The following is a 15,236-nucleotide window of genomic DNA, read 5'->3' as shown; positions in this document are numbered from 1 at the left end:
ACGTCCCGGCCATGCCGACCGCACCGACACCCGTCGTCCTGGAGGGCCGCCTGGTGCGGCTCGAACCGCTCAGCACCGCGCACGTCCCCGCCCTGTTCGCCGCCGGCGGCCGCGACGAGGAGGTCTGGCGCCACCTCAGCGCCCCCACCCCGCAGACCGAGGACGACCTGCGCGCGATCGTCACCGCCCGCCTCGCCGACGCCGCCCGCGGCCACCGCCTCCCGCTCGCCGTCCTCGACCGGGCGAGCACCGCCGCCATCGGCACCACCAACCTGCACAGCTGGGACGTCCGCACCGGCCGGATCGAGATCGGCGGCAGCTGGCTCGGCCGCCGCTGGTGGCGCACCGGAGCCAACCGCGAGGCCAAGCTCCTGCTGATGGCGCACGCCTTCGACACCCTCGGCTTCACCGAGATCCGCTGGCGCGTCGACGCCGCCAACACCCGCTCCCGCCAAGCCGTCACCCGCCTCGGCGCCCGCCCCGCCAACCCCGCCGCCGCCTCCTCCGCGTCGCACGGCCTGCTCCACTACACGCTGCCCGCCACCACCTGGCCCGCCACCCGCACCCGCCTCACCGCCGACCGCTGAACGGAGCACCGACCGCATGCTGACCGGCCTCGCCGCCAACCCCGCGCTGCCGGCCGACCTGGTCGACCGCCTGCTCGCCCGCACCGGAGGCCGGTACACCCGCCAACTCGCCGCCCGCACCGACCTGACCGCGGGACAGCTCGCCACCCTGCTCGAACGGCACCCGACCTCCACCGTCCTCCACCAGCCGCTGCCCCGGGCCGAGCACCACCGCCTCGCCGACCACCCCGACGAGCGGGTCCGGGTGGCGCTGGTCCGCGCCGGCGCGCCCGACGACCGCCACCTGTGGGAACGGCTCGCCGCCGACCCGTCCCCCCGGGTCCGGACGACCCTCGCCGAGTCCGACCGCACCCCCGCCGACCTGCGCGCCCGGCTCGCCCGCGACCCCGACCCGGAGGTCCGCGCCGCCCTCGCCCAGTGGTGGCCCGACGCGCCCGAACCCGTCCGCCGCATCCTGCTGACCGACCCCGAGGAGCGGGTCCGGGCCGCCGCCTGCGCCCGGTACTTCCGCCGCCTGCCGCACCCCGTCCCGCCCGCCGACCTGGTGCCGGCCCTGCTCGCCGACCCGCCCACCCGGGCCGGCGCCGTCCCGCACTGCGACCCGGACACCACTGACCTCGACCGCCTCGCCGCCGACCCCGACCCGGAGGTCCGCCGCGCCCTCGCCACCCACCCCCGGCTGCCCGCCGCGATCCGCGACCGCCTCGCCGCCGACCCGCGCGCGACGGTCCGCCTCGCCGTCTTCGCCCGCCCCGACACCCCCGACGCCGACCGCGCCGCCCTCCACGACTCGCTCACCGGCCCGTTCGAACCACCGGGGGAGGACGTCGACGAGGAGACCGCCATCGAGATCGAGATCGACCGGTTCGAGATCGGTGTCGGGCTCTGGCTGCTGCACCTGCCCTGGGCCACCGCCGACCCGCTGCCGCACCTCGACTCGCCGTACGCCGTCATCCGCCGCTCCGCCGCCCGGGCACCCGGCCTGCCCACCGAGGCCCGCGCCCGGCTGCTCGCCGACCCCGACAACGAGGTCGCGCTCGCCGCCGCGGCGAGCAGCCCCGACCCGATCGACCTGGCCACCGCCGAACGCCTCGACCGCGAGCACCGCCCGCCCAAGCGGATGCACTGGCGCCCCGCCGACAGCCATCCGCTACCCGTCACCGCGCTGCGCCGCCTGGCCACCGATCCCGAACCCCGGATGCGCCAACTCGCGCTACGCGACTCCGAGTTGCCCGCCCACCTACTGGAACGCCTGGCCGCCGACCCGGAGCAGCGCGTCCGCCACACTGCCGCGAGCCACCCCGGCCTCACCCCGGCCTCACCCCGGCCTCACTGCGCGCGCTGCTCGCCGACCCGTCCGCGCCGGTCGCCGAGGCCGCCGCCGCCAACCCGGCACTGCCGGTCGAGGAGATGCGGGCGATGCTGGACGCCGCCGGGCTGTGACACGACCAGGCCCGCCGAGCCCGGTCAGGACCCCGCCCGACCCGCCGTCGGCAGAACGGCTAGCGCGCCGAGCCCGAGACGCCCGAGCCCGGCCAGGACTCCTCCAGGCCGCCGTCCGCGCGGACGGTGTACCGGGTCGAGGAGACCGCGCCGGTCCGGTCGACCTTCTCCTCGCGGATCAGCGCGCCGTTCTCCACCCGCCAGACCGCGCCGGCCTCCGGGTTGGCGGCCGAGGCCCGGTCGGCGATCAGGACGGGGGCGCCGCCGGTGAAGCCGTACAGCTGCACCAGGTCGACCGGCACCGCGCCCTCCAGCCGGCGCAGCACCACCAGCGCGGCCTGCGCGTCCCGGTAGCGGGCGGGCAGCACGGCGGCCAGCGAGACCGGCGGGCCGCCCTCGGTGGAGTGCCCGTCGCGCAGCCGGATCGCCGGGCCGCCGGACGGGTCGGTGTAGCTCAGGTTGGGCCAGTCGACCTGCGGCGGGGTGCCGAGGGACGGGGCGAGCCCGGTCTCCGCGTGCCCCGTGGCGCCCGCGCCGTCCACCGACAGCGCCGTCCCGGCGGCCTGCCCGGTCTGCCCGGCCTGGCCGGTCACCACGGTGTCGGGGCGCGGGGCGAGGCCCTGCGCGTCCCGGTTCTCACAGCCCTGCGCGACGGCGATGGCCAGTGCCACGCCGAGGGTGACCGTGACGAACACCACCAGCCGCTGCCGCAGCAGCCGCTGGCGGGGGGTCGGCCGCCCGCCCAGGGTGTGCGGGACGCGCCCGGGCGGGGGAGTGCGGTCGCGGCCGGGTACGGGGGTGCGCTGCCCGAGGTGCGCGGGGCGGCGCTCGCGGACGGTGTCGCCGTCCCGGGCCGGGTGCCGCCCGCCGGGGCCGCCGGGGCGGGCGGCGGGGCGCGCGGCGTCCTGCCGTGGCATCGCGGGCGCGGCCACCGCCCGGCCGCCGGGCCCGCCCGGGCCGTCCGCCTTCGCCGCCGGGCGCCCGCTCTCCGCCCGGCTGCCCGCCGGGCGGCCGCCGGCCACCGGGCGCCCGCCCGCCGCGCCCGGGCGGACACCGCCGCCCGCCGCCGCGCCGGGCCGGACCGGCCGCGCCTCGGCCTCCTCGACGTGAGCCGCCGGGGCCGCCGGAGCCGCCGGAGCCCCCGCCTCGTCCACCCGACCGGCGGCGGCGGCCGCCGCCCGTCCGGCCCGGCCGCCACCGCTCCCGCCGCGCGCCGCGAGTTCGCTGAGGCGCTCGTGCAGCGCCGCGGCCGGCGGGCGCTCGGACGGCTCCTTGGCCAGGCAGGCGCGCACCAGCGGCGCCAGCACCGGCGGGATGCCGGTCAGGTCCGGCTCCTCGTGCACCACCCGGTACAGCATCACCTCGGACGAGGCGCCCGACCCGAACGGCGACTCGCCGGTCAGCGCGAACGCCAGCGTCGCCCCGAACGCGAACACGTCGGTGGCGGGCGTGACGGCCGCGCCGCGCACCTGCTCGGGCGCCAGGAAGCCGGGCGAGCCGACGGCGGTGCCGACGTGGGTGAGGGTGGAGGCGCCGCGCGACCAGGCGATGCCGAAGTCGATGATCCGCGGACCCTTGGGGGAGAGCAGGATGTTCGACGGCTTGAGGTCGCGGTGCACCACCCCGGCCTCGTGCACCTTCACCAGCCCGTCGGCCAGCGCGGAGCCGATCCGCGCCGCGTCCGCCCAGGCCATCGGCCCCTCTTCGGAGACCTGCTTGTACAGCGAGGGCCCGGGCACGTACGCGGTGGCCAGCCAGGGCCGGTCCGCCTCGATGTCCGAGCCGACCACCCGGGCCGTGCAGCCGCCGCGGATCCGCGAGGCGGCGGCGATCTCCCGGGCGAACCGGGTGCGGAACTCGGCGTCCTCGGCCAGCTCGGCGCGGATCAGCTTCAGCGCGACCCGCTGCCCCTTGCGATCGGAGCCGAGGTACACCACGCCCATCCCGCCGGCGCCCAGCCGCCGGTGCAGCCGGTACGGGCCGACGATGCGGGGGTCCTCACGCCTCAGCCGCATCATTGCCATCTGCCCGTACCCGTTTCCGTTCCGTCCGCCCGCGGAGTGAGGCCCCGTCGGATCGGGGCATCGTCAGACGACTGTCTCGGGACAGCTTACGGACAGGCGGCGACCCCGCGTCGACACGCAACACGCGAACCGCCGGTCGGATTGTCGGATTGACGCCGTACGTGTGTTCCGGGGCCGCCCCGAACCCGCCCACCACCAGCGGCGATCCGGGCCCGAACCGATCCGCCCGCGCCGCCCGGCCACCCCCGCGCCAACCCCTCGCCCCACCCTCGCCGGCTCCCCGCCCCACCGCCGACAGCCCGTCAGCACCCCACCCCGCCCGCCGGGCTGACCGCCGGACCGCCCGGCCCCCAAGGGCCGCCCCCGGACCGGTCTAGGGGTACCGGCCACCCCGTCTCCGCCTCCAGGAGTACGCCGGAGCGCCGCGCCTCATCCCAGCGGAGGCGGTCGGAACCGTGCGCGGGCATGAGGACCCCGAAAGTCCCGCCGCATACGGTTGTTACCAGCGAGGGCGGCCCCGCTCGTCCCCCGAGAAGCCGCCCCCGCTGCCAACGGAACCGCACCCCGGTCCCACCCGACGAACCCGACCACGCAGCAGCACCAGCCCGGCAGGAGCACAGCACACCATGGCACCGCTCAGCAGAGCCCTTCGCCGCCGCCACCTCCCCGCCACGGAGACCCGGCACCCGGTCGTCGCCCTCGCCATCGTCCTGCCCTGCGCCGTGCTGCTGCTCGCCCTGTTCGGAGCGTGGGACCAACTGGCGACCCAGACCAAAGCGGTCGCCGACCTGATCGGGCGCTGACCCCCTCATGGGGTAGGGGTCTTCGCCGGCCGGAGCCGCCCTCACGGTCGTGGACGGACCGAGTGAGTGGCACAGGCTGCAGCTCCGGCCAGACGGACGGCCGGGAACGACACGTCGGTGAGGGCGTGCCGTTCCCGGCCCTTCGCCGTTCCCTTCCACCCCGCCCCGTCCCGTCCCGTTCCATCCCACCGCCGGAACGACGAGAGCCGCAGTCCGATGTCGGACTGCGGCTCTCAACCGTGGTGCGCGATACTGGGATTGAACCAGTGACCCCTACCGTGTCAAGGTAGTGCTCTCCCGCTGAGCTAATCGCGCGGGTGCGCCAGGACTTTCCGCAGGTGGGAAGCCTGAGTGCGCGATACTGGGATTGAACCAGTGACCCCTACCGTGTCAAGGTAGTGCTCTCCCGCTGAGCTAATCGCGCGGGTCGATCCGTCGGATCGTGATCCGAAGACCAGTGCGCGATACTGGGATTGAACCAGTGACCCCTACCGTGTCAAGGTAGTGCTCTCCCGCTGAGCTAATCGCGCGGGGAGGACCGTCGGTCGAGACCGAACGGAACCTCTTGGAGGTGGAGACGGGATTTGAACCCGTGTACACGGCTTTGCAGGCCGTTGCCTCGCCTCTCGGCCACTCCACCAGGCAACTTCTTGTACTGCTGTCCTACTGCTACTGCTGTGTTGAACTCCTGGAGAAAGATCCTACCCTGTTCTCCATCGAGCGGACGACGAGATTCGAACTCGCGACCCTCACCTTGGCAAGGTGATGCTCTACCAACTGAGCCACGTCCGCCTGTCTCCCGAGGTGCTTTCCGGTTTTTCCCGGCTGCGCTCCCTGGCGACGTGTTGAACTCTAGCGGATTCCCGGCCCAGCTGAAAAATCCGTTCCCGCAGCGTGGCGCGGGGGTGGCCGCCGGACGCCGAACCGCCCGGCCCGGCCCGGTCGTTCCCGGAGGCCCCCGACCTAGACTTCCCGGTACCGGGGCGATCCCCCGGGGCCCGCCCCGCGTCCGCGCGGACCAGCAGCGGGCAGCACCGAAATCCGCGCAGGAGAACCGTGTCCGGCCGCACCTCCCCGCCCAGCCCCGACCAGCCGATGGCCCGCTTCGCCGGCCGCCTCGCCACCGGGCTGCGCGAAGTCACCCACGACCCGGCCGCCTTCGAACACGGCGGATTCTGGGCCGTCGCCCACGACTTCGAGGGACGGCTCACCTGCGCCCGGTTCGCCGACGTCCGCCCCGATCCGGCCCCGCCCGCCACCGACCGCTGGCAGGGCCCCGCCCCGGACGCCTGGCACAGCTCCCTCGACGCCGACGCCTACCGGGCCGGAGTCCGCCGGATCCGCGAGCACATCGCCGCCGGCGAGGTCTACCAGGCCAACCTGTGCCGCGTCCTCAGCGCGCCGCTGCCCGACCCCGACCGCACCGACATCGACGCCCTCACCGGCCTGCTCGCCGCCCACAACCCCGCGCCGTACGCCGGAACGATCCGCCTCCCCGGGCACGGCGTCGAGATCGCCACCGCCTCGCCCGAGCTCTACCTCTCCCGGCGCGGCCGCACCGTGCTGTCCGGCCCGATCAAGGGCACCGGCCGCACCGAGGACGACCTGCTCGACAAGGACCACGCCGAGAACGTGATGATCGTCGACCTGGTCCGCAACGACCTCGGCCGGGTCTGCGGGACCGGCACCGTCACCGTCCCCGACCTGTGCGCCGTCGAGAAGCACCCCGGCCTGGTCCACCTGGTCTCCACCGTCCAGGGCACCCTGCGCCCCGACGCCGGCTGGCCCGAGCTGTTCGCCGCCACCTTCCCGCCCGGATCCGTCACCGGCGCCCCCAAGAGCAGCGCCCTGCGGATCATCCGCGCCCTGGAGACCGCCCCCCGCGGCCCCTACTGCGGAGCGATCGGCTGGGTCGACGCCGACCACGGCGAAGCCGAACTCGCCGTCGGCATCCGCTCCTTCTGGATCGAACGGACCGACCCCGGCGCGCCCGTCCTGAAATTCGGCACCGGCGCCGGAATCACCTGGGACTCCGACCCCGACCGCGAATGGCGGGAAACCGAGCTGAAAGCCGCCCGACTGGTGGCGATAGCCTCCACCGGCACCCCCGAGACACCCGAAGGAGCAACCCGCCGATGATCTGGGTCAACGGAACCCTCACCGCCGAGGACGACGCCGCACTCCCCGTCCTCGACCACGGACTCACCGTCGGCGACGGCGTCTTCGAAACGCTCAAGACCGAGCACGGCGAACCCTTCGCGCTCACCCGGCACCTCGACCGCCTCACCCGCTCCGCCCGCGGCCTCGGCCTGCCCGACCCCGACCACGACCGAGTCCGCGAGGCGTGCGCCGCCGTCCTCGCCGCCAAGCCGCTGCCGCTCGGCCGCCTCCGCATCACCTACACCGGCGGCACCTCCCCGCTCGGCTCCGAACGCGGCACCGCCGCCCCCAGCCTGGTCGTCGCCCTCGGCAGCGCCAACCCCCGCCCCGAGACCACCGCCGTCGTCACCGTCCCCTGGCGCCGCAACGAGCACTCCGCCGTCGCCGGCCTCAAGACCACCTCCTACGCCGAGAACGTCGTCGCCCTCGCCGCCGCCCACCGGGCCGGCGCCAGCGAGGCCCTGTTCGCCAACACGGCCGGCCGGCTCTGCGAGGGCACCGGCTCCAACGTCTTCGTGGTCCTCGGCGGCCGCCTCCTCACCCCCACCCTCGCCTCCGGCTGCCTGGCCGGCATCACCCGCCGCCTCGTCCTCGACTGGACCGGCGCCGAGGAGACCGACCTCCCCCTCGAAGCCCTCGCCGACGCCGAGGAGGTCTTCCTGACCTCCACCCTCCGCGACGTCCAGGCCGTCACCCGGGTCGACGACCGCGAACTGCCCGGCGTCGGCCGGGTCACGCGTGAGGCGATGGAGGTCTTCGCGGAGCGGGCGGCCAAGGACGGCGACCCGGTCTGACGACGGCCGGGGCGGGGTAGGACGGGCGGGGTAGAAGCGTGCCAGGGGCGGGAAGGGGAGACGGCATGACCACCACGTTGCGGCCCGACGGGGCCGAGGAGCCGGGGGTCGGCGGCGGGCGGACGCAGCGCTGGCACGTCATGGTGAACGGGCGGCGGGTGGGCGGGCTGCGGACCAACGCGTGGGCCCGCAGCGGCCGGTACCCGGGCGAGATCTGCGAACTGGAGATCGCCGAGCCCGACCGCCGCCGCGGCCGCGGCACCGTCGCCGTGCTGGCCGCCGAGGAGGTGCTGCGCTCCTGGGGCTGCGTCCGCGCGCAGCTCCTCGTCCCGGCCGGCGCCACCGTCGCGCTGCGCCTCGCGCAGACCCTCGGGTACGTCGAGCAGATGCGCAACCTCGACAAGGACCTCGGCGAACTCCCGCCGCTGCCCGCCGGGTTGACGGCCCATCCGATGACCGAGCAGGAGTTCCCGGCCTGGCGGCAGACCGCCATCGACGGCTACCGCGCCGACCTGGTCGCCGGCGGCCTCGGCGCCGACGAGGCCGCCACCCGGGCCGCCGAGGACCACCGCCGCGCCCTCCCGGCCGGCCTCGGCACGGTCGGGACGGTGCTGCGCCGCCTGCGGGACGCCGACGGCACCGTCCTCGGCACCGTCTGGGTCACCCTCCACCAGGACCGGCACCCCGACGGCGGCTCGATCGCCTGGGTGATGGTGGTCGAGGTCGCCCCCGAGCACCGCGGCCGGGGCCACGGCCGCGCCCTGATGCACCTCGCCGAGCGCGAGTGCCTGCGGGCCGGCGTCCGCCACCTCGGCCTCAACGTGTTCAGCACCAACGCGGTGGCCATCGGCCTGTACGAGTCGCTGGGCTACCGGCCCACCCGGTACGTGCTCAACAAGCCGCTGCTCTGACCGCCGGCCCGCCCGCCCGCCCGCTCAGCCGCTCAGCCGCTCAGCCGTTCCGCTCCAGCAGCCCGACGATCCGCTCCAGCAGCCCGTCCTGCGACTTCCCGCCGTCCAGCCGCTCCCCGGCCACCACGTACGTCGGCGTGCCCTCCACGCCGATCGCCCGGCCCTCGGCCACGTCCGCGTCGACCCACAGCATGTGCCGGCCGTCGATCAGCGCGGTGTCCACCTCGTCCGCGTCCAGCCCGACCGCGCCCGCGATCTCCACCAGCGCCCGGGCCCCGCCCCGTTCGACCTCCTCCAGCCGGTCCAGCACGGCCTCGGCGAACTCCCAGCCGCGGCCCTGCTCGAACGCCTCCGCCGCGGCCTCGGCCGCCGGGTACGCGTGCTTGTGCTTCTCCAGCGGGAAGTGCCGCAGCTCGACGGTCAGCGCGTCGCCGAACCGCTCCCGCAGCGCCCGGACGTCGTCCAGCGCGGTGCGGCAGTCGGGGCACAGCAGGTCGCACCAGAACTCGACCCGGGGCAGCGCGACGGGGGAGGGGGCGGGGGAGGAATCACTCATGCCGCCCAGTCTCCCAGGCCGCCACCCGCCCGCCGACCGCCCGGACCGCGCCGGGCCGCTCCGGATCGCTCCGGACCGCCGGGGCTCAGCCGCCGGTGGCCGGCACCGCCTCCGCCGAGCGCTGCCGGGCCCGGTACGCGGCGACGTGCAGCCGGTTGCCGCAGGTGCGGCTGTCGCAGTAGCGGCGCGAACGGTTGCGCGACAGGTCGACGAACACCCGGGCGCAGCCCGGTGCCTCGCAGCGGCGCAGCCGCTCCAGCTCGCCGGCCATCACGATGAACGCCAGCGCCATGCCGAGCTCCGCGGCCAGGTGCCGGCCGACCGCGGCGTGCGGGGCGAAGTAGTGGATGTGCCAGCCGTGGTCGTCGTGGTTGGTCAGCCGGGGCGTGGTGCCGGCCTCCGCGACCAGGGCGTTCACCAGTCCGGCGGCCCGCTCGACCGACCCGGCCGAGAACACCTCGCGCAGCCGGGAGCGCAGCTCGTGCACGGCGGCCAGGTCGGCCGGGCCGAGCGAGTCGATCTCGCTGATCTCCTGCCGGACCACGAACGCGCTCAGTGCCGCCACGTCGGGCAGCTGTTCGCTGCCGCACGCCTCCGGCGCCGTGTTCAGCAGCTCCACCAGGATGCTCAGCGCGCACTCGGTGTCATGGGTGATCAGCACGTGGGGGCTCCTCACGCGGCGCCGGCCCCGGGCCGTCGCGTCGGTCATCGCGCGCCGACTCTACCGGCCCGGGCCCCGGGCGGGGGCGAGACCGGGGCCTGCGGGCGGACGGTCGAGCGGGCCGGGACGCGACTGCGCCCCGGGTGTCCCCTCCGGTGGGAGGGGACACCCGGGGCGGGACCCCGAGGCCGCCGGGGCGGCTGCGAGCTGCGACCGTGCCCCCGAGTAGGACGGTGCGCATCGAGGCGTTCCCGCCGCCGCGCGACGGCGGGCGTACTCGTTCGGGGTTCAGTTCTCGGCGAGGATGTGGGACAGCTCCCGGTCGAGGTCGAAGTGACGGTGTTCGGTGCCGGGGGGCACCGCGGCGTCCGTCCGCTTGAGGAAGGACTCAAGCGCCCGGGCCGGGGCCTCCAGCAGGGCCTCTCCTTCCGGAGAGCTCAGGGCGATGCAAACCACGCCTTGACCGTGACTGCGGGACGGCCACACCCGGACGTCGCCGGTACCGGTCGGTCGGTGCAGCCCCTCCGCGAGGAGGTCGCGGGCGAACACCCACTCCACGGTCTCGTCTGCTCCGGTGTGGAACGTCGCATGCACGGCATAGGGGTCGGCAGTGTCGTAGCGCAGGCCCGCGGGGACGGGCAGTGAGGACTCGCTGGACACGATGAGGCGCAGGTGCAGCTCGCAGCTGACCGTGGTGTTCATAAGCGCCAGGGCCTTTCGCTCAGTGTGCGCTCGGGGAATCGCACGTCGGCGAACGGACCATCCCACCTGAAAGCCCGGTGTAAACCCGTCTGTCCCGATTCCGGTGCGAGTCGTACCCCTTCCGGCGCATTGCGGAATCCTCCGGCCGGTCCGGGTGCCGGGGCGGCGGGCCGGTAACGCCAGGGCATTACCGGCGGTCGCACCGGGGCGGGCCGCGGAGGAACTGGAGGAACCCACGAACCTGGCCCGCTCCGGGCCGGCCGGTCCGGAGCGGCGACCGCGCCGAGCCGGGCGGTCACTCGGCGTGGCCGGTCCGGGCGGATGGTCCGGTCGGTCGGTCGCGCCGCTGGTCGGGGGCGCCGCCGCCGGGCGTCCGCCGGGGCGCGGGGCCGGTGGCGGGCTCGGCGGGGGCGAGGGTGTTCGGAGCACCCGCGCGGATGGGGTAATGTTTTCCCTGCACCCGGGCGATTAGCTCAGCGGGAGAGCACTTCGTTCACACCGAAGGGGTCACTGGTTCGATCCCAGTATCGCCCACCGGAATGCACAGGCGTAGGGCTCCGACTTGTTTATCAGGTCGGGGCCCTACGCCTTTTCCGCGTGCTCCGACCGGAGTTCTGACGCGCATTCAACCTGCCCTCCCGGAAGGGGAACTGGGGGACCGTCCGCGGAACGGGGTGCGGAACGGGCCGGGGAACGGATTGTGAACCCGGCCCCAAGTGGTGCTACAGTTCTTCTCGTTGCCCGGGCGATTAGCTCAGCGGGAGAGCACTTCGTTCACACCGAAGGGGTCACTGGTTCGATCCCAGTATCGCCCACCGAGCACCAACCGCAGGCCCCGACCACGCCGTCGGGGCCTGCGGCGTTTTCCGACACGGCCCCACGCAGCCCGACACGGCCCGGCCCGGCACGCCGCTGACGGCCACTCAGGCCGCCAACTCGCAGGCGTGGCCCGGCTCCAGGCGTTCGCCGCAGCGGCAGCGGGCCGGACGCAGCGGCCAGGCGGTGTCCACCCGTTCCGGCCGCTCCTCCCGGTCGAACCACCGCTGCAGCCCGCGCGCCTGCGCCGCGTGCCAGACCGCCTGCCGCAGGTGCAGCTCGGCCGGCGTCAGCCCGCCCAGCTGCGCCGCGTGCCGGGCCGCCACCGCGCGGACCAGCTCCATCGCCGCCAGCGCGTCCGCCGCCGCGTCGTGCGCGCCCACCAGCGCGACGCCGTAGTGCGCGCACAGGTCGGTCAGCGTGCGCCGGCCCTTGCGGTAGCGGTCCGCCTGCTTGTCCAGCACCCGCGGATCGAGCACCAGCAGCTCCGCCCCGTCCAGCGCCTCCGCCAGCGAACCGGCCCGGTGCCGGCGCAACTCCCGGTCCAGCAGCGTCAGGTCGTACGGCGCGTTCATCACCACCAGCGGCACGCCCGCCCGGGCCTGCTCGGCCAGCGCCCGGGCCACCTCCAGCGCGACCGCGCGCGGCGGCCGCCCGTGCGCCCGCACCCGCTCGTCCGAGATGCCGTGCACCGCCCGGGCCGACTCCGGGATGGGCACGCCCGGATCCGCCAGCCACGTCCGGACGGTGGCCGTGCCGGCGGGTGCGGACTGCACCACCAGGGCGGCCGAGACGATTCTGTCCCGCTCGACGTCGACACCGGTGGTCTCGGTGTCGAAGGACGCCAGCGGACCGCGATACCAGGAACCAAGCTGCTGCATGACGCCCCCTCAGACGCCGCACGGTCCTTGCCGGGAGCCGCTGCCACCGAGGACCGGTGCCAGCGGCCGCACCGTGCTGGAGTGATACCGCACTCGGCGGCCCGCCAACCGTCCCGGTGGCCGAATGGTGGCGGAACGTGACCGAACGACCGCGCGGCCGCTCCCCGGGCCGTGGCGACGGGGACGCGGCCCGGCTCGGTACCATGCACGGTGCAGCGGTCGTGCTGCGCCAAGGTAGCCAGAACGTCAGGAGAGACCGGTGACGGACGTCCGGATCATCATCAACCGCGAACCCGATCGGGAAGAGCGCGTGGTGACCACGGGCACTACGGCCGCCGAGCTCTTCGCCGACGACCGCGCCGTGATCGCCGCCCGGGTCGGCGGCCAGCTCAAGGACCTCGCCTACGCCGTCCTGGACGGCGACGAGGTCGAACCCGTCGTGATCTCCAGCCCCGACGGCCTCGACATCCTGCGGCACTCCACCGCGCACGTGATGGCCCAGGCCGTCCAGCAGGTCTTCCCCGAGGCCAAGCTCGGCATCGGCCCGCCCGTCCGGGACGGCTTCTACTACGACTTCGACGTCGAGCGGCCGTTCCAGCCGGACGACCTCAAGGTCATCGAGAAGAAGATGCAGGAGATCATCAAGCGCGGGCAGAAGTTCTCCCGCCGCGTGGTCACCGACGAGGCCGCCCGCGAGGAGCTCGCCAAGGAGCCCTACAAGCTCGAACTGATCGGCCTCAAGGGCTCCGCCGCCACCGCCGGCGAGGGCGCCGACGTCGAGGTCGGCGCGGGTGAGCTCACCATCTACGACAACCTCGACCCGAAGACCGGCGAGCTCTGCTGGGGCGACCTCTGCCGCGGCCCGCACCTGCCCAGCACCCGGCACATCCCGGCCTTCAAGCTGATGCGCTCCGCCGCCGCGTACTGGCGCGGCAGCGAGCGCAACCCGATGCTGCAGCGCCTCTACGGCACCGCGTGGCCCACCAAGGACGAGCTCAAGGCCCACCTCGACTTCCTGGAGGAGGCCGCCAAGCGCGACCACCGCAAGCTCGGCAACGAGCTCGACCTGTTCTCCATCCCCGAGCAGATCGGCTCCGGCCTCGCCGTCTTCCACCCCAAGGGCGGCATCATCCGCCGCACCATGGAGGACTACTCGCGCAAGCGGCACGAGGAGGAGGGCTACGAGTTCGTCTACACCCCGCACGCCACCAAGGGGAAGCTGTTCGAGACCAGCGGCCACCTCGACTGGTACGCCGACGGCATGTACCCCCCCATGCAGCTGGACGAGGGCGTCGACTACTACCTCAAGCCGATGAACTGCCCGATGCACAACCTGATCTTCGACGCGCGCGGCCGCTCCTACCGCGAACTGCCGCTGCGCCTGTTCGAGTTCGGCACGGTCTACCGGTACGAGAAGTCCGGCGTGGTGCACGGCCTGACCCGCGCCCGCGGCTTCACCCAGGACGACGCGCACATCTACTGCACCCGCGAGCAGATGGCCGACGAGCTGGACCGCACCCTGACCTTCGTGCTGGACCTGCTGCGCGACTACGGCCTGAACGACTTCTACCTGGAGCTCTCCACCAAGGACCCGGAGAAGTTCGTCGGGTCGGACGATGCGTGGGAGGAGGCTACCGCCGTCCTCGCCAGCGTGGCCGAGAAGCAGGGCCTGCCGCTGGTGCCGGACCCGGGCGGCGCGGCCTTCTACGGCCCGAAGATCTCGGTCCAGGCGCGCGACGCGATCGGCCGGACCTGGCAGATGTCGACCATCCAGCTCGACTTCAACCTGCCGGAGCGCTTCGACCTCGAGTACACCTCGGCGGACGGCTCGCGGCAGCGGCCGGTCATGATCCACCGGGCGCTGTTCGGCTCGATCGAGCGCTTCTTCGCGGTGCTGCTGGAGCACTACGCGGGCGCGATGCCGCCGTGGCTGGCCCCGGTCACCGTCACCGGCATCCCGATCACCGACGAGCACGTGCCGTACCTGCTGGACGTCGCGGCCGAGCTGAAGAAGCACGGGATCCGGGTCGAGGTCGACACCTCGGACGACCGGATGCAGAAGAAGATCAGGAACGCGCAGAAGACCAAGGTCCCGTTCATGCTGATCGCGGGCAACGACGACGTCGAGGCCGGCGCGGTGTCGTTCCGCTACCGCAGCGGCGAGCAGAAGAACGGCGTGCCGAAGGACGAGGCGATCGCCGAGATCGTCGAGGCGGTGCGCAGCCGGGTGCAGGTCTGATCCCGGTAGGGCCGGTGTGACGGGCGGGGCGGTCTCCTTCGGGAGGTCCGCCCCGCACTGCTCTGTTCGTGGGCCGGGGCGCTTATGCTGGCGGGCATGACCAGTGAGCCGGAACTGCAGCGGGGCGTGGGGGAGCCGGACGGCTTCCGTCGCCTGTGGACACCCCATCGGATGGCGTACATCCAGGGCGAGAACAAGCCCACCGGCCCGGCTCCGGACGACGGTTGTCCGTTCTGCTCGATCCCGAAGCTGAGCGACGAGGACGGGCTGATCGTGCAGCGCGGCGGGTCGGTGTTCGCGGTGCTGAACCTGTACCCGTACAACGGCGGGCACTTGATGGTGGTGCCGTACCGGCACGTCGCGGACTACACCGAGCTGGACGGGCCGGAGACGGCGGAGCTCGGGGAGTTCACCAAGAAGGCGATGACGGCGCTGCGGGCGGCCTCGGGGGCGCACGGGTTCAACATCGGGATGAACCAGGGGGCGGCCGCCGGGGCGGGGATCGCCGCGCACCTGCACCAGCACGTGGTGCCGCGCTGGGGCGGGGACACCAACTTCATGCCGGTGGTGGGGCAGACCAAGGTGCTGCCGCAGCTGCTGGCGGACACCCGCAAGATGCTGGCCGAGGTATGGCCGGTTTGAGCCTGTCCCGGGTGGCG

Annotated in this window: 12 protein-coding genes, 7 tRNA genes and 1 pseudogene; 10 read left to right on the top strand and 10 right to left on the bottom strand. The window is 74.3% G+C overall.

Features of this window, described 5'->3' with window-relative positions:
• The first annotated feature begins 11 nt into the window (after positions 1 to 11).
• Both KSE_RS07160 and KSE_RS46480 read left to right on the top strand, forming a co-directional pair.
• Positions 12 to 587 (top strand): GNAT family N-acetyltransferase, encoded by a 576-nt coding sequence (locus KSE_RS07160; protein WP_014134615.1) that lies wholly within the window; start codon positions 12 to 14, stop codon positions 585 to 587.
• A 16-nt stretch (positions 588 to 603) separates the two neighbouring features.
• Positions 604 to 2,301 (top strand): hypothetical protein, encoded by a 1,698-nt coding sequence (locus tag KSE_RS46480; protein WP_014134614.1) that lies wholly within the window; start codon positions 604 to 606, stop codon positions 2,299 to 2,301.
• A gap of 517 nt (positions 2,302 to 2,818) precedes the next feature.
• On the opposite strand, the pseudogene KSE_RS46475 reads toward KSE_RS46480, so the two are convergent.
• A pseudogene (locus tag KSE_RS46475) lies at positions 2,819 to 4,054 on the bottom strand (protein kinase domain-containing protein); the annotation flags it as partial.
• Positions 4,055 to 4,680: 626 nt separating this feature from the next.
• Between KSE_RS46475 and KSE_RS42725 the strand changes: the two are divergent.
• A complete protein-coding gene (locus KSE_RS42725; protein ID WP_014134612.1) occupies positions 4,681 to 4,857 on the top strand; it encodes a hypothetical protein in 177 nt (58 codons plus the stop codon).
• Positions 4,858 to 5,097: 240 nt separating this feature from the next.
• Here the strand turns inward: KSE_RS42725 and KSE_RS07145 are convergent.
• From KSE_RS07145 to KSE_RS07125, 5 genes are all read right to left on the bottom strand, one after another.
• Positions 5,098 to 5,172, bottom strand: a tRNA-Val gene (locus KSE_RS07145).
• A gap of 37 nt (positions 5,173 to 5,209) precedes the next feature.
• Positions 5,210 to 5,281: transfer RNA gene (locus KSE_RS07140), tRNA-Val, on the bottom strand.
• A 34-nt stretch (positions 5,282 to 5,315) separates the two neighbouring features.
• A tRNA-Val gene (locus KSE_RS07135) sits at positions 5,316 to 5,387 on the bottom strand.
• Between the two features lie 36 nt (positions 5,388 to 5,423).
• A tRNA-Cys gene (locus KSE_RS07130) sits at positions 5,424 to 5,497 on the bottom strand.
• Positions 5,498 to 5,576: 79 nt separating this feature from the next.
• Positions 5,577 to 5,649 (bottom strand) — tRNA-Gly (locus KSE_RS07125).
• Between the two features lie 303 nt (positions 5,650 to 5,952).
• Between KSE_RS07125 and KSE_RS07120 the strand changes: the two genes are divergently transcribed.
• The 3 genes from KSE_RS07120 to KSE_RS07110 all read left to right on the top strand — a co-directional run bounded on the left by KSE_RS07120 (position 5,953) and on the right by KSE_RS07110 (position 8,722).
• Positions 5,953 to 6,996, top strand: coding sequence for a chorismate-binding protein (locus tag KSE_RS07120; RefSeq protein WP_033258165.1), 1,044 nt, complete (start codon positions 5,953 to 5,955; stop codon positions 6,994 to 6,996).
• Complete coding sequence (locus KSE_RS07115) at positions 6,993 to 7,811, top strand: aminotransferase class IV (RefSeq protein ID WP_014134610.1); 819 nt, start codon at positions 6,993 to 6,995, stop codon at positions 7,809 to 7,811. Before KSE_RS07120 ends, KSE_RS07115 begins: the two co-directional genes overlap by 4 nt.
• A 65-nt stretch (positions 7,812 to 7,876) precedes the next feature.
• On the top strand, positions 7,877 to 8,722 hold the full coding sequence (locus KSE_RS07110) for a GNAT family N-acetyltransferase (protein WP_014134609.1): 846 nt from the start codon (positions 7,877 to 7,879) through the stop codon (positions 8,720 to 8,722).
• Between the two features lie 40 nt (positions 8,723 to 8,762).
• Here KSE_RS07110 and KSE_RS07105 read toward each other — a convergent pair whose 3' ends face one another.
• From KSE_RS07105 to KSE_RS07095, 3 genes are all read right to left on the bottom strand, one after another.
• A complete protein-coding gene (locus KSE_RS07105; RefSeq protein WP_014134608.1) occupies positions 8,763 to 9,278 on the bottom strand; it encodes a DsbA family protein in 516 nt (171 codons plus the stop codon).
• An 85-nt stretch (positions 9,279 to 9,363) separates the two neighbouring features.
• Complete coding sequence (locus KSE_RS07100; RefSeq protein WP_014134607.1) at positions 9,364 to 9,939, bottom strand: CGNR zinc finger domain-containing protein; 576 nt, start codon at positions 9,937 to 9,939, stop codon at positions 9,364 to 9,366.
• A 288-nt stretch (positions 9,940 to 10,227) separates the two neighbouring features.
• Complete coding sequence (locus tag KSE_RS07095; protein ID WP_030459107.1) at positions 10,228 to 10,641, bottom strand: SsgA family sporulation/cell division regulator; 414 nt, start codon at positions 10,639 to 10,641, stop codon at positions 10,228 to 10,230.
• A gap of 462 nt (positions 10,642 to 11,103) precedes the next feature.
• Between KSE_RS07095 and KSE_RS07090 the strand changes: the two genes are divergently transcribed.
• Together KSE_RS07090 and KSE_RS07085 are read left to right on the top strand one after the other, a co-directional pair.
• Positions 11,104 to 11,175: transfer RNA gene (locus tag KSE_RS07090), tRNA-Val, on the top strand.
• A 209-nt stretch (positions 11,176 to 11,384) separates the two neighbouring features.
• Positions 11,385 to 11,456 (top strand) — tRNA-Val (locus tag KSE_RS07085).
• Positions 11,457 to 11,564: 108 nt separating this feature from the next.
• Here KSE_RS07085 and KSE_RS07080 read toward each other — a convergent pair.
• A complete protein-coding gene (locus KSE_RS07080) occupies positions 11,565 to 12,338 on the bottom strand; it encodes an exonuclease domain-containing protein (RefSeq protein ID WP_014134605.1) in 774 nt (257 codons plus the stop codon).
• A gap of 259 nt (positions 12,339 to 12,597) precedes the next feature.
• On the opposite strand from KSE_RS07080, the gene thrS reads away from it, so the two are divergent.
• Positions 12,598 to 14,577 (top strand): threonine--tRNA ligase, encoded by a 1,980-nt coding sequence (gene thrS, locus KSE_RS07075; RefSeq protein WP_014134604.1) that lies wholly within the window; start codon positions 12,598 to 12,600, stop codon positions 14,575 to 14,577.
• 84 nt (positions 14,578 to 14,661) lie between these two features.
• Positions 14,662 to 15,219: an HIT family protein gene (locus KSE_RS07070; protein ID WP_014134603.1), complete on the top strand. Its 558-nt coding sequence runs from the start codon at positions 14,662 to 14,664 to the stop codon at positions 15,217 to 15,219.
• Positions 15,220 to 15,236 lie beyond the last annotated feature (17 nt).

Source organism: Kitasatospora setae KM-6054, from assembly GCF_000269985.1.
Taxonomy (GTDB): Bacteria; Actinomycetota; Actinomycetes; order Streptomycetales; family Streptomycetaceae; genus Kitasatospora; species Kitasatospora setae.
The sequence above is the reverse complement of the archived record's forward strand: the minus strand, read 5'-3'. Positions and strand labels throughout refer to the sequence as shown.

What these genes read in the sequence shown, in the direction of transcription:
- KSE_RS07095 (WP_030459107.1), bottom strand. Translation starts at nt 10,641, where the DNA reads ATGAACACCACGGTCAGCTGCGAGCTGCACCTGCGCCTCATCGTGTCC.
- KSE_RS07120 (WP_033258165.1), top strand. Translation starts at nt 5,953, where the DNA reads ATGGCCCGCTTCGCCGGCCGCCTCGCCACCGGGCTGCGCGAAGTCACC.
- KSE_RS07115 (WP_014134610.1), top strand. Translation starts at nt 6,993, where the DNA reads ATGATCTGGGTCAACGGAACCCTCACCGCCGAGGACGACGCCGCACTC.
- KSE_RS07160 (WP_014134615.1), top strand. Translation starts at nt 12, where the DNA reads ATGCCGACCGCACCGACACCCGTCGTCCTGGAGGGCCGCCTGGTGCGG.
- KSE_RS07105 (WP_014134608.1), bottom strand. Translation starts at nt 9,278, where the DNA reads ATGAGTGATTCCTCCCCCGCCCCCTCCCCCGTCGCGCTGCCCCGGGTC.
- KSE_RS46480 (WP_014134614.1), top strand. Translation starts at nt 604, where the DNA reads ATGCTGACCGGCCTCGCCGCCAACCCCGCGCTGCCGGCCGACCTGGTC.
- KSE_RS07110 (WP_014134609.1), top strand. Translation starts at nt 7,877, where the DNA reads ATGACCACCACGTTGCGGCCCGACGGGGCCGAGGAGCCGGGGGTCGGC.
- KSE_RS07080 (WP_014134605.1), bottom strand. Translation starts at nt 12,338, where the DNA reads ATGCAGCAGCTTGGTTCCTGGTATCGCGGTCCGCTGGCGTCCTTCGAC.
- KSE_RS42725 (WP_014134612.1), top strand. Translation starts at nt 4,681, where the DNA reads ATGGCACCGCTCAGCAGAGCCCTTCGCCGCCGCCACCTCCCCGCCACG.
- KSE_RS07070 (WP_014134603.1), top strand. Translation starts at nt 14,662, where the DNA reads ATGCTGGCGGGCATGACCAGTGAGCCGGAACTGCAGCGGGGCGTGGGG.